20 protein-coding genes are annotated in these 22,364 nt (G+C 68.8%); 15 read left to right on the forward strand and 5 right to left on the reverse strand.

The genetic code is table 11. From position 1 onward, the window contains the following. Positions 1–130 precede the first annotated feature (130 nt). The 10 genes from ACWEWT_RS35200 (at position 131) to ACWEWT_RS35245 (ending at position 9,223) form a co-directional block, all read left to right on the forward strand. Complete coding sequence (locus ACWEWT_RS35200; RefSeq protein WP_452565225.1) at positions 131–1,024, forward strand: AAA family ATPase; 894 nt, start codon at positions 131–133, stop codon at positions 1,022–1,024. 2 nt (positions 1,025–1,026) lie between these two features. Continuing rightward, positions 1,027–2,433 (forward strand): vWA domain-containing protein, encoded by a 1,407-nt coding sequence (locus tag ACWEWT_RS35205; protein ID WP_452565226.1) that lies wholly within the window; start codon positions 1,027–1,029, stop codon positions 2,431–2,433. An 85-nt stretch (positions 2,434–2,518) separates the two neighbouring features. Further along, positions 2,519–3,184 (forward strand): nicotinate-nucleotide adenylyltransferase, encoded by a 666-nt coding sequence (gene nadD, locus ACWEWT_RS35210; protein WP_452565227.1) that lies wholly within the window; start codon positions 2,519–2,521, stop codon positions 3,182–3,184. 79 nt (positions 3,185–3,263) lie between these two features. Further along, entirely contained in the window at positions 3,264–3,743 is a 480-nt protein-coding gene (rsfS, locus tag ACWEWT_RS35215) for a ribosome silencing factor (protein WP_452565228.1), read from the forward strand. Next, complete coding sequence (locus tag ACWEWT_RS35220; protein WP_452565229.1) at positions 3,740–4,399, forward strand: histidine phosphatase family protein; 660 nt, start codon at positions 3,740–3,742, stop codon at positions 4,397–4,399. The genes rsfS and ACWEWT_RS35220 overlap by 4 nt, the downstream gene beginning before the upstream one ends. Further along, positions 4,389–4,565, forward strand: a complete 177-nt coding sequence (locus tag ACWEWT_RS35225; RefSeq protein ID WP_452565230.1) for a hypothetical protein — start codon at positions 4,389–4,391, stop codon at positions 4,563–4,565. Before ACWEWT_RS35220 ends, ACWEWT_RS35225 begins: the two co-directional genes overlap by 11 nt. A 136-nt stretch (positions 4,566–4,701) precedes the next feature. Further along, positions 4,702–5,442 carry a diglucosylglycerate octanoyltransferase gene (octT, locus tag ACWEWT_RS35230; RefSeq protein ID WP_452565248.1) on the forward strand — a complete coding sequence of 247 codons (741 nt, stop codon included), beginning with the start codon at positions 4,702–4,704 and terminating at the stop codon, positions 5,440–5,442. A 3-nt stretch (positions 5,443–5,445) separates the two neighbouring features. Then, positions 5,446–6,288 carry a DegV family protein gene (locus ACWEWT_RS35235; protein WP_452565231.1) on the forward strand — a complete coding sequence of 281 codons (843 nt, stop codon included), beginning with the start codon at positions 5,446–5,448 and terminating at the stop codon, positions 6,286–6,288. A gap of 117 nt (positions 6,289–6,405) precedes the next feature. Then, complete coding sequence (locus ACWEWT_RS35240) at positions 6,406–7,305, forward strand: helix-hairpin-helix domain-containing protein (protein WP_452565232.1); 900 nt, start codon at positions 6,406–6,408, stop codon at positions 7,303–7,305. 289 nt (positions 7,306–7,594) lie between these two features. After that, a complete protein-coding gene (locus tag ACWEWT_RS35245) occupies positions 7,595–9,223 on the forward strand; it encodes a ComEC/Rec2 family competence protein (protein WP_452565233.1) in 1,629 nt (542 codons plus the stop codon). A 168-nt stretch (positions 9,224–9,391) separates the two neighbouring features. Here the strand turns inward: ACWEWT_RS35245 and ACWEWT_RS35250 are convergent, their stop codons facing one another. Both ACWEWT_RS35250 and ACWEWT_RS35255 read right to left on the reverse strand, forming a co-directional pair. Continuing rightward, a complete protein-coding gene (locus tag ACWEWT_RS35250) occupies positions 9,392–10,522 on the reverse strand; it encodes an ARPP-2 domain-containing protein (protein WP_452565234.1) in 1,131 nt (376 codons plus the stop codon). Beyond that, positions 10,519–11,940 (reverse strand): hypothetical protein, encoded by a 1,422-nt coding sequence (locus ACWEWT_RS35255; RefSeq protein WP_452565235.1) that lies wholly within the window; start codon positions 11,938–11,940, stop codon positions 10,519–10,521. Before ACWEWT_RS35255 ends, ACWEWT_RS35250 begins: the two co-directional genes overlap by 4 nt. Positions 11,941–12,176: 236 nt before the next feature. On the opposite strand from ACWEWT_RS35255, the gene holA reads away from it, so the two are divergent. Beyond that, positions 12,177–13,148: a DNA polymerase III subunit delta gene (holA, locus tag ACWEWT_RS35260; RefSeq protein ID WP_452565236.1), complete on the forward strand. Its 972-nt coding sequence runs from the start codon at positions 12,177–12,179 to the stop codon at positions 13,146–13,148. Between the two features lie 45 nt (positions 13,149–13,193). Here the strand turns inward: holA and ACWEWT_RS35265 are convergent, their stop codons facing one another. Together ACWEWT_RS35265 and rpsT are read right to left on the reverse strand one after the other, a co-directional pair. Next, positions 13,194–13,439, reverse strand: coding sequence for a hypothetical protein (locus ACWEWT_RS35265; protein WP_452565237.1), 246 nt, complete (start codon positions 13,437–13,439; stop codon positions 13,194–13,196). A 148-nt stretch (positions 13,440–13,587) separates the two neighbouring features. Further along, positions 13,588–13,848 (reverse strand): 30S ribosomal protein S20, encoded by a 261-nt coding sequence (rpsT, locus tag ACWEWT_RS35270; protein ID WP_449903413.1) that lies wholly within the window; start codon positions 13,846–13,848, stop codon positions 13,588–13,590. Between the two features lie 314 nt (positions 13,849–14,162). On the opposite strand from rpsT, the gene ACWEWT_RS35275 reads away from it, so the two are divergent. Beyond that, positions 14,163–14,957, forward strand: coding sequence for an aquaporin (locus ACWEWT_RS35275; RefSeq protein ID WP_452565238.1), 795 nt, complete (start codon positions 14,163–14,165; stop codon positions 14,955–14,957). 16 nt (positions 14,958–14,973) lie between these two features. Here the strand turns inward: ACWEWT_RS35275 and ACWEWT_RS35280 are convergent, their stop codons facing one another. Continuing rightward, positions 14,974–15,555 (reverse strand): type II toxin-antitoxin system PemK/MazF family toxin, encoded by a 582-nt coding sequence (locus ACWEWT_RS35280; protein ID WP_452565239.1) that lies wholly within the window; start codon positions 15,553–15,555, stop codon positions 14,974–14,976. A gap of 121 nt (positions 15,556–15,676) precedes the next feature. Here ACWEWT_RS35280 and lepA point away from each other — a divergent pair, with 121 nt between their 5' ends. The 3 genes from lepA (at position 15,677) to ACWEWT_RS35295 (ending at position 22,106) form a co-directional block, all read left to right on the forward strand. Beyond that, positions 15,677–17,554, forward strand: a complete 1,878-nt coding sequence (gene lepA / locus ACWEWT_RS35285) for a translation elongation factor 4 (protein ID WP_452565240.1) — start codon at positions 15,677–15,679, stop codon at positions 17,552–17,554. A 189-nt stretch (positions 17,555–17,743) separates the two neighbouring features. Continuing rightward, complete coding sequence (locus tag ACWEWT_RS35290) at positions 17,744–20,200, forward strand: hypothetical protein (protein WP_452565241.1); 2,457 nt, start codon at positions 17,744–17,746, stop codon at positions 20,198–20,200. 100 nt (positions 20,201–20,300) lie between these two features. Continuing rightward, on the forward strand, positions 20,301–22,106 hold the full coding sequence (locus tag ACWEWT_RS35295; protein ID WP_452565242.1) for a hypothetical protein: 1,806 nt from the start codon (positions 20,301–20,303) through the stop codon (positions 22,104–22,106). The last annotated feature ends 258 nt before the right edge of the window (positions 22,107–22,364 follow it).

Consider the following 22,364-nt stretch of genomic DNA (forward strand, 5'->3'; position numbering starts at 1 on the left):
CCACTCTTCCCCACTCCCCGTCTGTCCGTCTTTGGGTTTTGATGGCCCCCCCCCCCGCGGCGCCGAAGGCGCCGCCGAAGATACAGCCCGGTAGCGTGGGGTTGCGAGAGTTCGACGGAAGGACGGCCCCATGGAGCCCGCGAGTTCGCCCACCACGCCGGTGCAGGAGCCGATCTTCACATCGGTGGACGATGTGGTGCGCCGCCTCGCCGAGACCGGATACCTGGCCGACAAGGCCACCGCGACCTCGGTCTTCCTGGCCGATCGGCTCGGTAAGCCGCTGTTGATCGAGGGCCCGGCAGGGGTCGGTAAGACCGAATTGGCGCGGGCGGTGGCCCAGACCGCGGACGCCGAACTGGTGCGGTTGCAGTGCTACGAGGGTGTGGACGAGGCCCGCGCGCTCTACGAGTGGAACCACGCGAAGCAGATCCTGCGGATCCAGGCGTCCAGCGAGAACGACTGGGCCGAGACCAAATCCGATGTGTTCACCGAGGAGTTCCTGCTCTCCCGGCCATTGCTCACCGCGATCCGGCGCACCGATCCGACGGTGCTGCTCATCGACGAGACCGATAAAGCCGATGTGGAGATCGAGGGCCTGCTGCTGGAGGTGCTGAGCGATTTCGCGGTGACCGTACCGGAGCTGGGCACCATCACCGCCGCTCGTACCCCGTTCGTCGTGCTCACGTCCAACGCCACCCGCGAGCTGTCCGAGGCCCTCAAACGCCGGTGCCTCTATCTGCATCTGGATTTCCCGGACGAGGAGCTGGAGCGGCGGATCCTGGCGAGCCGGGTGCCGGAGCTCCCGCGGGCGGTGGCCACTCAGCTGGTCCGGGTGGTGCACGTGCTGCGCGGGATGCAGTTGAAGAAACTGCCCTCGGTGGCCGAAACGATCGATTGGGCCCGCACGCTGCTGGCACTGGGCCATACCGAACTCGACGACGCCACGGTCCGCGAAACTCTCGGCGTGGTGCTCAAACACCGTAGCGACCACCAGCGAGCGCTGGCCGATCTGAAACCGGCCTGACCGTGACGGTCACCGGCGATCAGCCACTGGCCCCGCACGGACTGCCGGGGCATCTGGTCGGTTTCGTGGAAGCGCTGCGGGCGCGGGGCATCCCCGTGGGACCGTCGGAGACGGTCGACGCGGGCCGGGTGCTGTCGGTGCTGGACCTGATGGACCGGGAGGCGGTTCGCGAGGGCCTGGCCTGCGCGCTGTTGCGGCGCACCACCCATCGCGGTACCTATGACGGGCTCTTCGATCTGTGGTTCCCGGTCGCGCTCGGTGAACGTTCCGCCGCCGCCGAGATCGAGATCCCCTACCGCGCCGACGGCCGGGTCGATATCCCGGAACTGCGCCGCATGCTCGCCGAGATGCTCGCGGAGGAGGGATCCGGGCCGCAGCAGGCGCTGATGGCCGCGCAGTTGGTGGAGCAGATGGGGCAGTACCAGTCGGCGCGCGGTGCCTCGTTCTCGTCGTATCAGGCGCTGAAGGATGTTCAACCGCAGACGCTGCTCGCGCAGATCCTGGCCGCCATGGCCACCCCGGGGATGAGCGATTTCGAGACCGAGATCGCGCGCCGGGCCGCCCGCACCCGGATCGAGAAGTTCCGGCGCACCGTGGAGGCCGAAACCCGGCGCCGGGTGGCCGAACGTATCGGCAAGGAGCGGGTCGCCTCCTACGGGGTCCCCCGGCAGGCCGAGGAAGTGGATTTCCTGCGTGCCTCGCAGACCGAACTGGCCGAACTGAAACGCAGTACCCAGCGACTGGCGCGGATTCTGGCGTCGCGGCTGGCGGTGCGGCGCCGGCATGCCAAACGAGGTGAGATCGATCTGCGCAAGACTCTGCGCAGATCCATGTCCACGGGTGGGGTGCCGATCGATCTGGTGAACCGCAAACCTCGGCCCGGTCGCCCCGAACTGGTGCTGCTGTGCGATGTGTCGGGGTCGGTGGCCGGTTTCAGCAATTTCACCTTGCTGCTGGTGAGCGCCCTACGCGAGCAGTTCTCGAAGGTGCGGATCTTCGCGTTCGTCGATCACACCGACGAGGTGACCGGGTTCTTCGATCCACATACCCAGCTCGACGAGGCCATGCAGCGGATCTTCGCCGAGGCCGATATCGTCGGCTTCAACGGCCACTCCGACTACGGCAGCGCGCTGACGAGCTTCGCCGAGGAGTTCCCCGACGCCGTCACCAGTCGCAGTTCGCTGCTCATCCTCGGTGATGCCCGGACCAACTACCGGGACCCCGAGCTCGCGACGCTGGGCCGGCTGGTCGAGGTCGCAAAGCACGCGCACTGGCTGAACCCGGAGCCGCGCAGCAACTGGGGGTCCGGCGACTCCGCCGCCGACCGGTATCAGCGGGTCGTCGAGATGCACGAATGCCGGTCCGCCGCCCAGCTCACGGCCGTGGTCTCCCGGTTGCTGCCGGTGTGACGCGATACCTACCGCCGCCGCGGTCGACCGGCGAAGACTGATCGGGCCGAGGGGCCCCGCGGCCGACCCGTTAAGCTCGGCACTCATGCGTGGAACAGGCCGGGGCGGACCCAAGCTGGGGGTGATGGGCGGCACCTTCGATCCCATCCACCACGGGCACCTGGTGGCCGCCAGCGAGGTCGCGCACCGATTCGACCTCGACGAGGTGATCTTCGTCCCCACCGGGCAGCCGTGGCAGAAGACCGATCGGCAGGTGAGCCCGGCCGAGGATCGGTACCTGATGACGGTGATCGCCACCGCCTCCAACCCGCGGTTCTCGGTGAGCCGGGCCGATGTGGATCGCAGCAAGGTGACCTACACGGTCGATACGCTGCGCGATCTGCGCGTCCAGCATCCGGGCGCCGAGCTGTTCTTCATCACCGGGGCGGATGCCCTGGCCAGCATCCTCACCTGGCAGGATTGGGCCGAACTGTTCGAGCTGGCGAAATTCGTGGGGGTCAGTCGGCCGGGGTACGAGCTGAACATCGACCATCTCGCCGATCATCTGCGGGGTATGCCCGCCGACGCGGTCACCATGATCGAGATCCCCGCGCTGGCGATCTCGTCGAGCGAATGCCGTCGCCGCGCTGCCGAGGGGCGGCCGGTCTGGTATCTCGTACCGGACGGCGTCGTGCAGTACATATCGAAGCGGCATCTCTACGTGCCCGCTCGAGGGGAAGGTGACGGAATCGTGAACGAGGTGCCGGTGTGAGTGGCGGACGCCCGGAGGACAACAGTATGAGCGGTGCGCGCCCGGAGACGGCAGCCTGCGTGACCACGGAGGTGGCGGTATGACCGCATCGGACGAAGCGGTGCAGATAGCGACGATGGCCGCCCTGGCCGCGGACGAGAAACTGGCCGGCGATGTGGTCGTGCTGGATGTCTCCGAACAATTGGTGATCACCGACTGCTTCGTGATCGCTTCGGCGCCGAACGAGCGCCAAGTCAACGCCATTGTCGATAATGTCGAAGAGAAACTGCGTGCGGCCGGCCATAAACCGGTACGCCGGGAAGGGACCCGCGAGGGCCGTTGGGCGCTCTTGGACTATGTCGACGTGGTGGTGCACATCCAGCACAACGACGAACGTAATTTCTATGCGCTGGAACGACTGTGGAAAGACTGCCCGGTCGTTCCGGTCGAGGGGATCGGTATGAGCGAGTCGGGCCCGCGGGAGGTAGCGGAGCACGACCACGCAGGGCCCTCGTCCATACCGGGTGGATACGGCGCGCCACCGGCCGCCGGAGACGAAAGTGCTGGAGAAACCGAGTGAGTCGAAAAACCGGTGCGCGCACCCTGATCCTGTTGCGCCACGGGCAAACCGAATGGAACGCCAACGACCGGATGCAGGGGCAGATCGATACCGATCTCACCGATCTGGGCCGACGGCAGGCGAAAGAGGCTGCGCGGGAACTGGTTTCCCACAAGGCCATCGGCTTGATCTCCTCCGATCTGCGGCGGGCCTACGACACCGCGCAGGCGTTGTCGGAGCATTCCGGGCTCGAAGTGGTCCGGGAGCCGCGGCTACGGGAGACCCATCTCGGGGATTGGCAGGGCATGGGGGATGTCGAGGTCGACTCCCTCTACCCGGGTGCCCGGCTGGAATGGCGGATGGACGCGACCTTCACCCCGCCCGGCGGTGAATCGAAACTGGAGGTCGGTGCCCGCGCGCTGCCCGTCGTGCAGGAATTGTTCGACGACCGGCAGGATTGGCCCGGCGCCACTATGATTCTCGTGGCGCACGGCGGGCTGATCGCCGCTCTCACGGCCGCGCTGCTCGATCTGCCGCCCCGGAACTGGCCGGCCCTGGGTGGGCTGGCCAATGCCAGCTGGGTGCAGCTGAGCAGCCACGGTCCGAGCCTCGAGAAGCCCGGCTGGCGTCTCGATGTGTGGAACGCAGCGGCGAAAGTAGCACCCGATGTCATCTGAAGACCTGAACCGGCAGATACCGGACGAATTGTTCCGGAAGGTATCCGCGAAACCGGAGCGTGCCCTACCCGACGCCCTGTTCGGCCCGGCTCCCGGGCAGGTCACGGCCGAAACCACCGAGGACACCGGATCCGCCGACGACGGCGATGTCCGGAGAGCGGTCTGAACACCAGGAGGTCTGCGCGGTGACATCCACATCGGAGGGCACGCCTGCGCCCGATCCGGATACCGAACCGGAGACGAGCGGCCCGGCAACGGGTTCGGGGCCCGGTGGCGGTACCGCGCGACGGGTCGGCCCGGATGTGGATGTCACGTCCTCCGCCGGCGATTCCGATACTCCGCGGCCCGTACTGCTGGTGATCGCGGATTCGCTGTCGTATTTCGGCCCGAAGGGCGGCCTACCGGCCGATCATCCCCGTATCTGGCCGAATCTGGTAGCGGCCGAACTCGATTGGGATGTCGAACTCGTCGCCCGGATCGGCTGGACCTGCCGGGACGCCTACTGGGCGCTGATCGGTGACCCACGGGTGTGGGCGGCCGTACCGCGCGCCGGTGCCGTGGTCTTCGCGGTCGGCGGCATGGATTCGCTGCCCTCTCCGTTGCCCACCGCGCTGCGCGAACTGATCCGCTATCTCCGGCCGTCGGGCCTGCGCCGGATCGTGCGCTCGGCGTATCAGTGGATCCAGCCCCGCGCCGCGAAACTGGGCCGTCCGGTCGCCTTGCCGCCCGCGGTGAGCGTGGACTATCTGGAACAGTGCCGCACGGCGCTCGGCCAACTGCGGCCCGAACTGCCCGTCGTCGCGGTACTGCCCTCGGTCCACGATTGCGCGGCCTACGGCCGGGTGCACAGCGGCCGCGAACCGGCGGTGCGGGCACTGGCGGAATGGTCGGCGCGTACCGGTGTGCCGCTGGTGGATCTGAAGGCGGCGGTGCACGACAACATCTTCTCCGGCGAGGCGAACCCCGACGGAATCCACTGGGGGTGGGACGGGCATACCGAGGTCGCCGCTGCGATGGTGAAAACACTGCAAGAGGTCGGGTGAGCCGTGGCGGTCGTGGTCGTCACCGATTCGTCCGCCAGCCTGCCCGCGGAGTTGATCGGCGAACTGGGCATCCGGGTGGTGCCGCTGCATGTGCTGGTGGGCGATAAGCAGATTCGGGAAGGCGTCGACGAGGTCGTCATCGACTACGCGGCCGAGGCCGTCACCACCTCGGCGCCTTCGCCGGGGGAGCTCCGCGACGCCTACGCCGCGGCACTGACCCACAGCGGCGGTGACGGTGTGGTCGCCGTCCACCTCTCCCGGCAGCTGTCGGCGACCTGGGAAGCGGGGCGGCAGGCCGTCCGGGATATGGACGCCGCGGAATCGGTGCTGCTGGTGGATTCCCTCGGCGCGGGTCTGGCGACCGGTTTCCCGGTCCTGGCCGCCGCGCGGTGCGCTGCCGCCGGTGGCACCCTCGACGAGGTACACGAGGCGGCAGTGCGGGCGTCGGGCGATTCTCGTACCTTCTTCGTGGTCAACCGCACCGAACAATTACGCCGTGGCGGCCGACTGAGCACCGCCGCGGGTTTCTTCGGCAGCGAACTGGTCAGCAAACCGGTACTGCAACTGGTACAGGGGCGGTTGGAACTGCGGGACAAGGTGCGTACCCGGTCGAAGGCATTCGGGAAACTGGTCGCGGCGGCCGTGGAGGCCGCCGGAGCGGGAGCGGCCGCGATCGGTGTGCAGCATCTGGGTGCCGCCGAGGCCGCGGAATCGGTGACGACGCAGCTCCGTGAACGTATTCCGCAGGCCGGGGAGATTCTCACCGCCGAGTTCGGGCCGGCGCTGGCCGTCCATCTCGGGTTCGGCGCGGTCGGGGTGCTGGTGCTGCCCGGCGGTTGCGGCTGACCACCGCTGTACGGTTCCCGGCTATCGCTCATCCACAGGGCCGGGTTGTCCACAGCCTTCTCGAATCTCCAGGTGGGGGGTGTTGTTCGGCGTCTGCCGGGACCTAGCGTCGCGGGTATGGCACCACACGACGAGCGCGAGCGGGTACGCAGACAGCTGGGCGGGCATCTCGGAGGTCGGCCGCGTGACGATGCGGGGGAGGCGCGCGCGTGGCCGGAGACCGCACTCGACGACCACGATGCCGTACGCACCCCGCGCTGGCTCGACGACGAGCCCGGTCCCCCCGACTGGCGAGACAGGCTGATCCCCGCCCGATTCCGGGGCGCGCGCCTGGACGCCGGGCGGCGCGGCGTGGCGACCATGGCGGGTATCGGTCTCCTCACCGCATTGGCCACGGTCGTGGTGGTGCTCTGGGACCGTCCTGTCGCACAATCGGTTCCACCGCTACCCGCCGTGCGGCCGGCGGCCGTACCGGTGGATTCCCCCGAGCCCGCCGATGCTCCGGCCGCGGCCGGGGAAAAGGCGTCCACGCGTACGCAACCCACCGAACTGGTGGTGAGCGTGGTCGGTCTGGTCAGCCGGGCCGGCCTGGTACGGCTTCCCTCCGGTGCGCGAGTCGCCGATGCCATCTCGGCAGCGGGCGGGGTGCTCGACGGTGCCGATCTGGCCGGGCTCAACCTGGCGCAGCGGCTGGCCGACGGCGACCAGGTCCGGGTGGGACCCACGGGGTCGGGTGCACCGCCGCCGGGAAGTGCCACGATCAGCGGTGGCGCGGGCGCGGCGGCGCCGGCGGGTGCGGCCGGTGACGGCGCCGCTGCCGCCGGTACTCCGGTGGATCTCAACGTTGCCACCGAAGCCGATCTCGACGCACTGCCCGGGGTCGGGCCGGTGACGGCGAAGGCGATCATCGCCTGGCGTGAAACCCACGGGCGGTTCACCGAGGTGGAGCAGTTGGCGGAGGTCGACGGTATCGGTCCGGGCCGGCTGGCGCGGCTGCGCGAACTGGTGACCGTATGACGCCGTTTCCGCTGCGGGTGATCGGCGCCGGAGGCGTGGAACCGTCGCCGGGCGCAGATTCCGGTCGGCAGCCGTCACCGGGATCGCGTGGTACGCAGCGAGTCTCCTGTCGGCGGACCGGAGGCCGCCCGGGGGACTGCGCGCGGCTGTACACCTCTGCACGGGAGACGGGTTCGATACGAGCGATATGGACCGCCCTCGCCGCGGACTTCACCGGCCGGCCGGATATCCCCGGGCGGGGCCCGCGGGCGTTCTGGTGGGTGGTGCGGATATTCGGACAGGTCTGCCGGTGAGCCCGGTGCCGGGCACCGCGGTCCGGGAGCGGGCGGCGGGACCGAAAGCCGATGCGGTGATGTCGGATCCGGTGTTGGATGCCCGGCTGCTACCGGCCGCCCTGACCTGTTGGTCGGCCACCGTCGTCGCAATAGGTGCCGGATGGGTTGCCGGAGTGGTCGCCGCGTTCGTGCTGGTAGTGCTCGCCCTCGCCGCGTGGGGACTGCTGTGGACCGGTATCGCCCATCGCAGCGAACGCCGCCGGGTCGTCGCGACGATCGTGCTGGGCGCCGCGCTGATCGGCTCGGTATTCGCCGGTGCCGGGGCGTGGCGGGAGCATCGGGCCGGCGTGCATCCGCTGCGTTCGGTGCCCGCCGCGGCAGCGGTCGATGTGGTGATGGTGCCGAGCGATGATCCGAAACCGGTGCGCAGCAGCGGTTCCGGATCCGGGCGGCTCTGGGTGGTACGCGGTGAGCTGCGGGAGTTCCGGTATCGCGACCGAGTGGTGCGTGGCGGCGGTGCGGTCGCCGTGCTGGCCGCGGGACCGGTCTGGGGTGAGCTGCTACCGGGGCAGCCGATCGAATTCCGGGCCCGGCCCGCACCCCCACGGCAGCACGATCTCACGGTGGCCACCCTGCGGCCGGTGGACGAGCCCGCGATCACCGGACCGCTGCCGTGGTGGCAGGCGGCCGCCGCCGCGGTGCGTGCCGATCTGGTCGCGGCGGCGGGCCGGGCACTCGCCCCGGATCCGGCCGGATTGTTACCCGCACTCGTCGTAGGAGACACCTCTGCCCTGGCCGACCGGGTGCACGGCGACTTCGTCACCGCCGGTCTCCAGCACCTCACCGTGGTCAGCGGGGCGAATTTCACCGTTCTGCTCACCGCCGTGCTCGCCACCACCCGCCTGCTCACCTTCGGGCCGCGCCTGTCGCTGCTCTGCGCCGCGGTGGCGCTGGTGTCGTTCGTGATCATCGCCCGGCCCGATCCGAGTGTGCTACGGGCCGCCGCCATGGGGTCGGTGACGCTGCTGGCTCTGCTGACCGGCCGCCGCAAACAAGCACTTCCGGCCCTGTGTGCCGCGGTGATCGGTCTGTTGGCGTTATGGCCCGCACTCGCCGTGCAGGCCGGGTTCGCGCTCTCGGTTCTCGCGACCGGAGCACTGCTGCTGCTCGCCCCGAGCTGGGCCGATCATCTGCGTGCCCGCGGCTGGTGGCGCCTACCGGCCGAACTGGTCGCGGTGGCCGCGGCGGCTTTCGCCGTCACCACACCGATCACCATCGCGCTCTCCGGGCGGCTCAGCCTGGTCGCTGTCGCCGCCAATATCCTCGTCGCGCCGGTGATCGCCCCGATCACCATCGGCGGAGCCCTGGCAGCTGTGGCCGCCTGTTGCTGGGACCCGCTCGCCCAGCTGATCCTGCGCACCACCGGACCCCCGCTGTGGTGGCTGCTCACCGTGGCCACCGAAGCGGCCGCGCTGCCGGGCGCGGAGGTCACGGTACCCGGGGGGTCGTCCGGCGGCGTGCTCGCCGCGGTGCTCGTCGCCGTCGGCACCGCGGCTCTGCGGCTGTCGCGGGTGCGCCGGGTACTGGTGGCCGTGGCCCTCGGATTCCTCGCCGCCTACGCGATACTCGTCCTCCGATACTGATCCGAAGCGGTGTCGGAATACATCGGATTCAGTGCTGTGGCTCGCTGCGCGATGGCAGCCGGACACCCCGCCGGAACCCGCCCGCGCAGTATTCGGTGACGCGGGGCGGCTCGGATTACGGACGGTTGCGATGTGTGGGGAAGCGCAACAGTCGAGCACCGGCGCGGGTCAGCGGGATCGGCGTGTGCGTGCCCGATAGCCGTCCAATATGTCGCGGCGCAGCAGATGGCCGAAGCCCGCGGAATCCAGCCGCCGGCCGAGCTCGGCTTCGGTGATCCCCAGTTCGGCCGCGGTATCGGCCAGGTGCCAGTCGGCGGCCGCGAGCCGACTGAGCAGGTACCCGCGCCGTACCTGGTTCTCCGCCAGCCGGAAGGTCTTCAGATAGACCACCCGGCCTTCGGCGTCGGTGATCGACTCACCGATGTGGTTCTCCTGCTTCGGCCGGAAAGGAGGAAGGAAACGGGACAGGGTGAACCTGCCCAGCCGGTTGACCCGTTCCCATGTGTACGTGCTGTCGAGCAGGCCGTCCGCCATGGTCGTGTCGTGGAAGTGAGCCCAGGCCTGCTCCTGCTGTGCGACATGCAGTCTCAGGTCGGCGATCGATCGGATCCCGGAATCCGGCAGGCGGACGCGGTACTCCCGCACCGGCGGGTGGCCGGAACAGTGGTGGATCAGTTCGCCGTACAGGTCCTGTACCAAACCGGGATGCAGTACCCGGTAGTCGTCCGGGTGCGGTACCACGAAGGCCGAAGCGAGTACATCGGCGACGTAGACGAGCACGCCACACTGGCCGGGATGGATCTCGAAGAGGCGCAGTGCTTCGGGGAGTCCGCGTATCTCGGCTCCGAGATACGCATGCTCTACCCGCGGCCCGAGACCGCGACGCAGTGCCTGCCGCGACCATTCTTCCCAGGCGATCACCGGACCACCGAAGTGCAGTGACAGATAGCCTTCCAGCGCCAGATGCAGGGGGAGGAAACGGAGCCGGGTCCGGCTCTGCCGCCGTGCCATCCGATGCGGGAAGTGCAATCGCATCCGGTCCGGCCGGGCCTCGCCCAGTTGTGTGCCGTAGGCGGCGGCCGGTGTGCCGTCACCGCCCCAGTCGGCGACGAAGCCGTGCGGTATGTAGGAGAGGTAGGAGTGGCGACCGAGGTCCACCATGCCGATTTCCGCGTCGTAGAGTTCGGCGTGCAGACGCAGCTCGGTCACCGGCTGCGCACGGAGCAGCGGTACCAGGCGGATACCGCCCCGGACCTGGGCGGGTCCGGTGGTCAGGTCGCTGAGGTCCAGCGCCGTCATCGTGTCTCCAGGAACTGCCGGGTCCGTGCCGCCAGATAGTCCGTCAGATCCGACAATTCCGTATGACCGGTGGCGAAATGGGCGAGTTCCACCAGGGCCGGGAGATCGTCGGCATCGCGGATCCCGACGGTCGGTACCGCGGCGGACAGTCGGCGGACGTCGAAATCGCCGGCGTCGTACACCGGGTTGAGGTGCACGATATCCACCGTGCGGTCCGGATCCAGGCGGGCGTACCAGACGCGCAGTACCTCGGCGGCCAGGCCGGGTGGGGCGTTGTCCCAGCCGTCGGAGATGATGACCAGCCGGTCGGGCGCAGTCTCCAGGGCATCGACTATGCGCTGTCCCAGCGGGGTGGCGCCGTAGGGGTAACCGAGTAGCGCGTCCGTGCGCCCGGATGTCCACAGCGCTACATATTCGGTCGCGAGCTCACGCAGCAGATAGTGCGACGCCAGCGCCACGGCGAGCGGCCGGCGCCGCTTCGCGGTGGAGCCGGAACTGGAGAAGCTGTCGTCGAGCACTGCCGCGACCCGGCCCCAGCGGCCGCGCTCGGTGTCGGCCGCGCGGCGGCTCGCGGTGGACAGCGCGGCGGTCAGTTCAGTACGGCGCCGGCCGCGCTCGTCGAGTGGGAGCGACAACACATACGAGGCCAGCCGCGTCAACGGCATGCGGTCCAGGTCCGTCCGGACCGATTCGGCCCCGTGCCGGCGTGCGCTTTCCTGGAGGCGCGACTTTTCCGAGCGGGTCATCCGGGGCGCGATACGTTCGAGGAATTCGCCGCGATCGATACCGCGCCGGGCGGCGAAGCCCTCGGCGACGGTGAACGGTAGATCGTAGAGTCCGTTCTTCGCGTAGTGGGCCTCGCACCAGGCGTTCAGGATCGGCGCGCTGAACCGCCGACCTCGGTGCGGTCCGAACAGGAACGCGCCCACCTCCTCGTGCGGTGGCGCGAGATGGGTGTGCCGCAGAGTCGATTTGAGCGTGTCGCGGTATTTCACGGCATCGAAAGCGAGGTCGGGGCGGATCGCGAGCCAATCGCGGATGATGGCCCGGGTCCGGCGATTGTTGACACCCGCCCGGCGCAGATCACGGAACAGCCGGTAGACGCGCTGCGGCGGTAGCGATTCGAGCCGCCGGGCGATCAGGCGCCCCTCGGTACGCCGCTGTGCCGCGTTCGCCTCGCGCGCGGATTCCAGCAGTCGCCGGATGATCAATGCCGCATTGTGATCGTTGATATCCAGGGCCAGGGTAGCGGTGTAGAGATCGCGGTAGTTACCCAGCACGTAGTCGTGCAGGAAATCCACGGACAGTCGCTGCTGATCCTGTCCGGAATGGAATTCACGCTGCCCGGTCGCGGTGATCGCGGCGTTGGCGAACAGCAATACGTCCTCGGCGGTCACCCGATCGCCGCGCGTACTCATACCTACCCCCGGTCATCGATGGACGCCGGCCGGGGAATGGGGGTGCGAACTGCGAATTGGTGCGGTAAAGGCAACGTCCGGAAGTCGCGCCGGAGTCCCGCGGCCGGCACCTGGGACGGTAGCAAGAACCGACCGCTGCTGTCTCCCCGGTTGTTTCTCGGTACCGGAGTGGCAGTGGACCCGGCCGCCGCCCGGGTTGCGACCGGTGGTCGGACCGCCACCGTACGATCGGAGCCGTGAGCGAGCGACCTGCGGCCCTGCATCTGGTGCTGGGCGATGAGGAACTGCTGATCCAGCGCGCGGTGGCCGGGGTGACCGGACAGATCCGGGCTGCCGCGCCGGACCCGGACGCGGTACCGGTGGACAGGCTCCGGGCCGGTGACGCCAGCAGCGCGGAGTTGGCGGAGCTGCTGAGCCCCTCGCTGTTCGCCGAGGACCGGATCATCGTTCTCGAGGCCGCCGACCAGGCGGGCAAGGATGCTGTGGCGGTGATCGCCGAGGCAGCGGCCGCGCCGCCCGACGGGGTGGTGCTGATGGTGGTGCACTCCGGCGGTGGTCGCGCCAAAGCCCTGGTTCCGGAGTTGCGTAAGTCCGGGGCGGTGGTGCACGAATGCGCGAAGCTCACCAAAGCCTCGGAGCGCACCGAATTCGTCCGGTCCGAATTCCGGGCGGCCGGGGTCCGGGTCTCGGGTGATGTGGTGCAGGCCGTACTGGACGCGGTGGGGTCGGAGCTGCGTGAACTGGCGGCGGCCTGCTCACAGCTGGTCGCCGATACCGGGGGCGAGCTGGATGTGGCAGCGGTGCGCCGGTACTACTCCGGGAAGGCGGAGGTCTCCGGGTTCGAGGTCGCGGATTTCACGGTCGCCGGAAACCGGGCGGGCGCGGTGGAGGCGCTGCGGTGGGCACAGGACCGCGGGGTACCGCATGTGGTGCTGGCCGACGCGCTGGCCGATTCGGTGCACACCATCGCGAAGGTGGGGTCGGCGGGTCGCGGGGATCCGTTCAAGCTGGCGGGGCCGCTGGGTATGCCGCCGTGGAAGGTGAAGAAGGCCCAGGCCCAGGCCCGGGGCTGGACTCCGGCCACGATCGGATCGGCGCTGCAGGTCGTGGCGACGCTGAACGCTGATGTCAAAGGTGGCGCCGCCGACTCCGGGTTCGCGCTCGAGGACGCCGTGCTGAAGCTGCTCGCCCTGCACGGACGTAGTTGAGGGACCGGTGATCGGCCGGCGGGGGAGGCTGGGTGCTGTGCCGCGCTATTCGACCGCGCTGAGCTCCAGCGCTTCCTCGGCCGCTTCGTCGTAGCGGCCGTCCCACTCCTCGTAGACCGGAGTCTCCTCGTCCCGGGTGACCATCCAGACCACCACATGTCCCCCGTCGTCGTCGGCCGGGACGATGACGTTCTCGATCTTGACACCGATACCGAGGACCTCGGCGGCGCGGATCACGCCGGGCAGGTCTTCGGCCTGGACTACCGATTGGTTCGCATACACCGTAACCATGCGCCGCATGCTACGGCAGGAATCAGGCACCCGGACCGGCGCCATCCGGGTACGGCCGGAAATGTGGTTCTGACCGGGGGTGGGGACACCAAAAGCCGCCGTGGTCCTCAATGCCGCGGCGGCTGTGCGTCGAAAGTATTCGGAAGATTCAGAGCTTGTTGAGGGCGGTCGCCATCGCCGACTTCTTGTTGGCGGCCTGGTTGGCGTGGATAACGCCCTTGGAGGCGGCCTTGTCGAGCTTGCGGCTCACGAAACGCAGGCGCTCGGCGGCGGCATCCTTGTCGCCGGCCGCGGCAGCGGTGCGGAAGGCGCGGATATGGGTGCGCAGTTCGGACTTCACCGACTGGTTGCGCTGACGCGCCGCCTCGTTGGTGCGGATCCGCTTGATCTGGGACTTGATATTGGCCACGCCGGTATCCTCTGGTTCCTGTCTGGTTCGGTCGGGAAGTCTGTGTGCACCCCCGCCCTGGTGCTCATCCACCAGGGGAAACAACCGGGCACGGGGTAGGCAACGCCGATTGGCCAGGTTACCAGCACGCGGCGGCGCGGCGAAATCGTGGGCGGATCGTCACATCGCGGACGGGTCGATGTCGTTGTCGAGATCGACCGTCGCGCGTAACGTCGCGCGCGTTCGGACCAGCAGTTTCCCAGCAGGACCCAGGTTTCCCCGGTGTGCGCCCCGGTAGTCGACGGGGCGGCGATCCTCTCGGAAGGCGGACCAGTATGTCTCCCACTGCCCAGGAACGAGAAGCGGTTCTCGAAGGCGTCGAACCAGCGGTTCCCTCCGACCCCAAGAAATGGGCCGCCGAGGCGTTCGGCACATTCGTGCTGGTGATGGGGGGTGTGGGAACAGCGGTCCTGGCGGGGGAGAAAGTAGGCCCGCTCGGTGTGGCGCTGGCCTTCGGTCTGTCCCTGCTGGTCCTCGTGTACGCGATCGGCCCGGTCTCGGGCTGTCATGTGAACCCGGCCGTCACGGTGGGTCAGTTCCTCATGGGCCGGTTGTCGCCGGTGAGTGCGGTGGGCTACATCATCGCCCAGGTGGTGGGTGGTCTGGTGGCCGGACTGGTGCTCTTCGCGATCGCGAAGAATCTGCCCTCCTACGATCGCGCGGCGGACGGGCTGGGGGCCAACGGCTGGGGTGCGCACAGTCCGTCGGCGGTTACCGGTCCCGCGGGTGAGGTGGTGATCCAGAACGGCTACGGTGCGGCCGCGATGATCATCATCGAGGTGATGCTGACCGCGCTGCTGGTCTTCGTGGTGCTGGCCGCGACCGATCGCATCTCCGAGATCCCGCAGGCGGGTCTGGCCATCGGTTTCACCCTCGCGGTGATCCACCTGATCTCGATCCCGGTCGACGGCACCTCGGTGAATCCCGCGCGCAGTCTGGCGGTGGCGCCCTTCCAGGACGGTGCCATGGGCCAGCTGTGGGCCTTCATCGTGTTCCCGCTGATCGGCGGCGTGCTGGGCGCACTGGTGTACGGATTGCTGTTCGGCCGCTCCCGCGAACTGGAGGCCTGACGGTCCCGGTCGCCCGTCAGCTCCAGTGGTATTCCCGGACGAGCCGATGGGCGACCAGATCGAACAGTTTGCGCGGCAGGATGGCGCCCTCGCGACGGATACCGTCTTCGGGGACATCGAGCACGCGGTCCAGCCGCACCCAGCTCTCGCGGCCCTGATGATCCCAGGTGCCCGCCCCGATCCCGATCCAGTCCGGATCGTTGCCGCGAACCGGGTTGGAGCTGAGCATGAGCCCGAGCAGGGTGGCATGGTCGCGTCCGACGACCAGTACCGGGCGGTCCTTGCCGTTGCTCGGATCCTCTTCGAACGGAACCCAGGTCCAGACGATCTCGCCGGGGTCGGCACGGCCGTCCAGTTGGGGCGCATACACGACGCGGCGGGCGCGGTGAGCGGTCGGCACCGGCGTCGACGCGGCGGGGCGCACCGGGACGCCGCCCGGGCGGGCCGAACCGCGGCCACGGCCCGAACCGTCGCGCGAACCCCGGCGGTCGAGCAGGGCCCCGACCAGTCGCGGCGCCTGCCGCTTGACGATCTTCGGACCCTGTTGTTTCGCGATCGCGGTGAGTTGCTTGCCGAGACTGTTCCAACTTCGGGCCATCTCAGGAGAATAACGCCACCCCGCCGCCGGTGATATCGCCTGCGCTGGGTCGCGGCGGGACCTGGGGGGCAGTGGGCGGGGTCCAGCATGGGACGATGGTCGGCAGTACGCCCGATACCCCATGAGGAGTGGAGTGCCCGCCAGCTTCGCCGATACGACGTTCACCGATCCGTCGCGGATCCGGAACTTCTGCATCATCGCGCATATCGATCACGGCAAGTCGACGCTGGCCGACCGCATGCTGCAGCTCACCGGTGTCGTGGAGGAACGGCAGATGCGCGCGCAGTATCTGGACCGGATGGATATCGAGCGGGAACGCGGTATCACCATCAAGGCCCAGAACGTGCGGCTGCCCTGGACTCCGCGCTCGGGTGCGCACGAGGGCGAGGATTTCGTCCTGCACCTGATCGATACGCCCGGCCACGTGGACTTCACCTATGAGGTGTCCCGCGCGCTGGAGGCCTGTGAGGGCGCTGTCCTGCTGGTGGACGCCGCGCAGGGGATCGAGGCGCAGACGCTGGCGAATCTGTATCTGGCGCTGGACAAGGACCTGGAGATCATCCCCGTCCTGAACAAGATCGACCTGCCCGCCGCCGATCCGGAGCGGTACGCGGCCGAACTCGCCCATATCGTCGGCTGCGAGCCGGAGGACGTGCTGCGCGTCTCCGGTAAGACCGGGGTGGGTGTGACCGAACTGCTGGACCGGGTGATCGAACGGGTTCCGGCGCCGGTCGGCGACGCGGATGCCCCCGCGCGGGCGATGATCTTCGACTCGGTCTACGACACTTACCGCGGCGTGGTCACTTACGTCCGCGTGGTGGACGGCAAGCTGACCCCGCGCGAGAAGATCAAGATGATGTCCACCGGCGCGACCCACGAGTTGCTCGAGATCGGCATCGTGTCACCGGAACCCAAACCGACCCAGGGCCTCGGGGTCGGAGAGGTCGGGTATCTGATCACCGGTGTGAAAGACGTCCGGCAGTCGAAGGTCGGCGATACCGTGACCGCCGCCCGCAACGGCGCGACCGAACCGCTCACCGGCTATCGCGAACCGCGGCCCATGGTCTATTCGGGGCTGTACCCGGTGGACGGGTCGGACTATCCGGATCTGCGGGACGCGCTGGACAAACTCCAGCTCAACGATGCCGCCCTCACCTACGATCCGGAGACGTCGGTGGCGCTGGGGTTCGGCTTCCGCTGCGGGTTCCTGGGTCTGTTGCACATGGAGATCACGCGCGAACGCCTGCAACGCGAATTCGGTCTCGACCTGATCTCCACCGCGCCGAACGTGGTCTACCGGGTGGTCATGGAAGACGGAACGGAACATACCGTGACGAATCCGTCGTACTGGCCGGAAGGCAAGGTGCGCGACGTCTTCGAGCCGGTGGTCAAGGTCACCATCATCTCGCCGAGCGAATTCATCGGCGCCATCATGGAGCTGTGCCAGTCTCGGCGCGGCGATCTCGGCGGGATGGACTACCTGTCGGAGACCCGGGTGGAACTGCGCTACACCCTGCCGCTGGCCGAGATCATCTTCGACTTCTTCGATTCGCTGAAGTCGCGTACCCGCGGCTACGCCTCGCTGGACTACGAAGAGTCCGGCGAACAGGAATCGCAGCTGGTCAAGGTGGATATCCTGTTGCAGGGTGAGGCGGTCGACGCGTTCAGTGCCATCGTGCACCGCGACGCCGCCCAGGCCTACGGGCACAAGATGACCACCAAACTGCGCGAACTGATCCCGCGCCAGCAGTTCGAGGTGCCGATCCAGGCCGCCATCGGCTCGAAGATCATCGCCCGCGAGAATATTCGCGCCATCCGTAAGGACGTGCTGGCGAAATGCTACGGCGGTGACATCAGCCGTAAGCGCAAACTGCTGGAGAAGCAGAAGGAAGGTAAGAAGCGGATGAAGACGATCGGCCGGGTCGACGTCCCGCAGGAAGCCTTCGTCGCGGCGCTGTCCTCGGATGCCCAGTCCGATAAGCCGAAGGACAAGAAGTAGGGCTCCGCTCCACCCGCTCTCGGGAATATCGCTGTGCGATAGCCGGATCTGTCGCCGCCGTCCGCCCCGCCTGCGAAATCGGCTGATAACGAAAATGTGACAGCCGCAGATGTCGACAATAGGCTGATAGCGGATCCACGCCGGGCCGACCCGGCGCGGTTGCTGTTGAACGCGAGAGTGGAGTATGGAATGGCGCGTGATCTGCCGTTCGACGGCGAGGAAGAGGTCACCGAACGCGGTGGTGACACCGCTTACCGTATTGCCAGCGCCGCGTCGCGAGTCGCTCGCGGTGGCGCCTATGTCACCGGCGGCGCGCTCATCGCGAACAACGGCGGTGGGGTCCCGGCTCCGCCCAGTGAACTGGACAGCCGCAATGCGGGCTGGGCGCGTAGCGCCGATCCCGACCCCGATGTCCCCAGCCCGGTGATCACCTTCCCGGATCCCGATCCGGTGCAGCCCGATCCGTCCGGGTCCGGCGGCGACGCGAGTACCACGATGCCGCTTCCGCACGGGCCGATCATCGATATCCAGGTCGGCCGTCCCGGCGATTTCGATCTCGACGACTACTACCCGGGCGTCCATATGGAGGACATACCGGGGCTGACACTGGAACCGGGCCCGGCGGAGGGTGGTTCGCCCGGTTCCGGATTCATGCCGGGTACCGGGGTGCCCGACGCGGTGGTTCCCGGGCCGCCCGAGGTTCCGGGTATGCCCGAGCTGGGTGCGCCGGATCCGGGTGTACCGCCGAAGGGCTTTCCGGGGTTCGACGGTATCCCCGGATTGGGCGACGGTTTTCCCGTTCCGGGCGGCGAAGGTTTCGGTACCCCGGGCGAATTCGAACTGCCGTCACCGGGAGACGCGTTCCAGACCGATATCTTCGATCTGCCCCGGTTCGATCTGAGCCCGGACCCCGCGGTGCGATCGGTGGCCCGTGAACCCGCCGACGAGGATTGGGGTTTCGACCTCGCGGACCTGCTCGCGCGGCCGGGCGGCGGTGCGGAGCCGGGGTGGTCCGAGGCGACTTCCGACGGCGGGATCGGCGGCGAGTTCCTCATCGACTACGGGGTCGACGGCGGCATGGTCTTCGCCGACGGGTTCGGCCATGCGGTGGCCGTCGATTCGCAGTTGGGTCTCGATATCGCGGCGGGATCGGACGGGTTCTGGGTCGCCAGCGACTGGGATCTCGATATCACCGTCGGGAACGGCACCCTGCTCGACGATCGGCTCGATCAGTATCTGGACTGGGCCCAGTCCGGTATGGCCGCCGGAGATTCGTGGCAGTCCGCCGGGCGCGGACCGCTGGACAACACCGCGCGGGCGGATGCGGCCGTGGGCCCGGAAGCCGCGGCGCGCGGGACCGAGTCCGGGATCATGACCGACCCGGATGCCGGCGGCCCCGGTGCCGGCGTTGCATCCGGCCCGGGTGCGGCCGCGGGGACCGCGGCATCGACCGGGCTCCCCGGGCCCGGTACGCCGATGGTGCCGGGGGCAGCCTCCGGGCCGATACCGGCGCCGCCCGGTCCGGCTCCGATGGCTCCCACTCCCATCGCGCCTGCCCCGATCGCGCCTGCCCCGATCGCGCCCGCCCCGATCGCGCCCGCCTCGATCACGCCGGCCCCGGTGCCCGTCCCACCGCCGGTCGTCGCTCCGGCCGTCGTCGCGCCGGCGGTGCAGCCGGTCGCGGCCACTCCGCTGCAGACCACGGTGCAGCCCGACGCGGCCACGACGCCGATGGCGCATGTCTTCCATCCGCCGGTGGGCCAGTCGCCGCTCACCGCGCCGCCCGCGCAGGTGCCGGATCTGTTCCATCGCCCCCCGAAGCCGCCCGCGGACGATCCGGAGCTGCCGGTCGTGCCGGTACTGCCCGACTCGTCGACACCCGTGCTGCCCACCACTTCCACCGCGCCGACGACGACCGGGGGTTCCTCCTCCACCACCGACACCACGACCACCGGGCCGGACGGCAGTACCACCACGTCGCCGGCCGGCAGCACCACGATCGACGGCAGTACCACGACATCGATCGGTGGGAGCAGCCCGACCTCGCCGGACGGTTCGACCACCGCACCGGAGACCACCACCGGCACCGGCGGTCCGTCGACCGGGACCACACCGGAAACCACCACCTCCGGGGGTGAATCCTCGGCTACCACCGGCGGATCGGGCAGTACCACCACGATCCCGGATACCACCGGTGCGACCGGGACCGGCGGCACCACCACCGATCCCATCGGTGGATCCGGTTCGAACGGCCCGGCCACCGGTGACCAGACCCCGGGCGGGACCCCGTCCACGGTCGATGTGCCCACCCACCAGGTACCCACCGTGGACCAGCCGTCGGCGCCGGTCCCCACCGTGAGCGTGCCCACCCAGCAGCCGGTCGTACCCGATCTACCGGCGCCGGCGGCGCCACAGCCGATGCCGACCCAGGTTCCGGTGGTGCCGCAGGTGAAACCGGTTGCAGATCACGGTTCACCGGTTCCGTACGATGTGCACGGGGTGGCCGCCACGCTGTACACCGACCATTCGGTGCCCGGTTCGACGGATAGTGGCCTGACCGGTGATCTCTCGGCCGGAATCCTGCCGCATACAGTGGCAGTGACCGAGAGCCCGATTGCCGATCACGGCCACTGGGTATTCATGTGACGATTCACGGCCGGCGGGGGTTCTGCCCGGCCGTACGGGGGTCGATTCGACCGAGCGCGGTCGATGGCGTGAGGTAGTGACCGAGAGTGAGGAGCAGGGCTTGTCTGCCGTAGCCGGATCGCGGGCTGCCACGGTGAAGAATCCGGATGTGATGGCCCCCCTCATCCAGATCATCGACGAGTTGCGGGATGTATCACGCACGGCGAGCCGTAACGATCTGCGTGGCCGCCTCGGAATGGTGCGTGCCCGGGTGGCCGATACCCGGGTGCGGCTGGTCGTGGTCGGGCCACCCAAGAGCGGGACGAGCACTCTGGTCAACACCATGGCGGGGGCGCCGATCAGCGCCACCGACAGTGCGATCAGCGTGCCGGCGATCGTGGAATACGGTCCCGAACCCACGGCCACCCTGATCCGCCGCGAAGGTGGCGGGCGGATTCGGCGTCAGCCGGTGGATCCACTCGACCCCGGTCCGGCTCTCATGGCCAAAGGTGTGATCCGCGCCGACTTCACCCAGCCCAGTCCGCTGCTCGCCGAGGGAATCGTCCTGATGGACGCCCCCGGTGCGGCCCTGCAGGACCGCAGTACCTGGTCGATGATCGCCGCCGCGGACGCCGTTCTGTACGTGACCGATGCCGATACCGAGTACGGCCGGGAGCAGATCGCGCATCTGCGCCGCATCGGGCAGGTCTGTCCCACGGTGATCTGCGTGCTCAACAAGATAGATCGCAATCCGCACTGGACCCATGTGCAGGAACGCAATCGGGAACTGCTCGACGACGCCGGACTGGGTTTCGCCGTCGCGCCGGTCTCGGCCGCGATCCACCAGGAGGCGCAGCAGTCGGGCAACCAGCAGCGGGCGATCGAATCCGGGCTCCCGCAGCTGGTCGAGCATCTGCGTGATTACGTGGTCGCGCAGGCCGACGCGACGGCCGTGAAGTCCGCGGTGCGCGATATCCAGTTGGTCGGTGACCACCTGGGTGTCACCCTGCGCACCGAGGCCGACGCGCTGCGCGATCCGCGCCGCCGGGCCCATGTGACCCAGCAGCTGGCCACCGCCCGGGACCAGGCGGATCAGCTGCGGCAGCGGACCGCCACCTGGCAGATCACGCTCGCCGACGGCAGTACCGAACTGATGGCCGATATCGAACACGATCTCCGGCACCGCCTGCGCACACTGGTGCGCGACGCGGAGTCGGAGATCATGCGCACCGATCCGCAGCGGCGCTGGCCGGATTTCGGCACGGAATGGGAGGCGCGCAGCGCCGAGGCCATCGCGGAGAATTTCGAGCTCGCGAACTACCGTGCCGAGGAATTGGCCGATCAGGTCTCGGCGCGTTTCCCGGCCGATCACCGCACCCCGGACCTCCCCGATATCCGCCCCCCGTATCCGTCCGAACTGCTCGAGGACGTGGCGCCACTGGAATCGCTGCAGACCACGCGGGCGGGTGCGCTGGACCAGTTCCTGTCCGCGCTGCGTGGCTCCTACGGCGGCATCCTGATGGTCGGTATGGCCACCAGTCTGCTCGATATGCCCCTGGTGAACTGGTATTCGATCGGTGCGGGCCTACTGCTGGGCATCCACGTCCTGTGGGAGGACCGCCGGGGCCGTAGATTGCGGCGTCAGGCCGAAGCCAAGGCAGCCCTGGCCCGGTGGATGGAGGATGTGATCTTCCAGGTGGGCAAGGAGTCCCGGACGCGCCTGCGCGAGGTGCAGCGGGTACTGCGCGATCACTTCACCGATATCGCGACCGACGCGTTGCGCGCCGCGGACGAAGCCCTCCGGGTCGCCGAGGAAGCCGGTGCCCAATACGGTGACCGCGGCGCGGAGCGGCTCGCCAGGCTGGACAGCGAGATGGGTAAGCTCCGCGATCTCCGGCAGCAGGCCGGCAGTATCACCGCCGCGTGATGCCGCGGCCCCGCCCATTCGGTGCGGCGGCCGGACGAAACGGCTGTGGCCGGAGCGGAGGCGGAGGTACGCCGAGGTTTGCGACGGGTGGTGTTGTGGGCGATGAAGTCGGCATGCTGACGCGCACGGCCGGAGCGGAGGCGGAGGTACGCCGAGGTTTGCGACGGGTGGTGTTCTGGGCGATGAGTCGGCATGCTGACGCGCACGGCCGGAGCGGAGGCGGAGGTACGCCGAGGTTTGCGACGGGTGGTGTTCTGG

The organism is Nocardia sp. NPDC003963 (assembly GCF_053605105.1).

Coding starts and splice junctions, on each gene's coding strand:
- ACWEWT_RS35200 (WP_452565225.1), top strand. CDS start 131: ATGGAGCCCGCGAGTTCGCCCACCACGCCGGTGCAGGAGCCGATCTTC.
- nadD (WP_452565227.1), top strand. CDS start 2,519: ATGCGTGGAACAGGCCGGGGCGGACCCAAGCTGGGGGTGATGGGCGGC.
- rsfS (WP_452565228.1), top strand. CDS start 3,264: ATGACCGCATCGGACGAAGCGGTGCAGATAGCGACGATGGCCGCCCTG.
- ACWEWT_RS35225 (WP_452565230.1), top strand. CDS start 4,389: ATGTCATCTGAAGACCTGAACCGGCAGATACCGGACGAATTGTTCCGG.
- ACWEWT_RS35240 (WP_452565232.1), top strand. CDS start 6,406: ATGGCACCACACGACGAGCGCGAGCGGGTACGCAGACAGCTGGGCGGG.
- ACWEWT_RS35250 (WP_452565234.1), bottom strand. CDS start 10,522: ATGACGGCGCTGGACCTCAGCGACCTGACCACCGGACCCGCCCAGGTC.
- ACWEWT_RS35255 (WP_452565235.1), bottom strand. CDS start 11,940: ATGAGTACGCGCGGCGATCGGGTGACCGCCGAGGACGTATTGCTGTTC.
- ACWEWT_RS35265 (WP_452565237.1), bottom strand. CDS start 13,439: ATGGTTACGGTGTATGCGAACCAATCGGTAGTCCAGGCCGAAGACCTG.
- ACWEWT_RS35275 (WP_452565238.1), top strand. CDS start 14,163: ATGTCTCCCACTGCCCAGGAACGAGAAGCGGTTCTCGAAGGCGTCGAA.
- ACWEWT_RS35280 (WP_452565239.1), bottom strand. CDS start 15,555: ATGGCCCGAAGTTGGAACAGTCTCGGCAAGCAACTCACCGCGATCGCG.
- lepA (WP_452565240.1), top strand. CDS start 15,677: ATGAGGAGTGGAGTGCCCGCCAGCTTCGCCGATACGACGTTCACCGAT.
- ACWEWT_RS35290 (WP_452565241.1), top strand. CDS start 17,744: ATGGCGCGTGATCTGCCGTTCGACGGCGAGGAAGAGGTCACCGAACGC.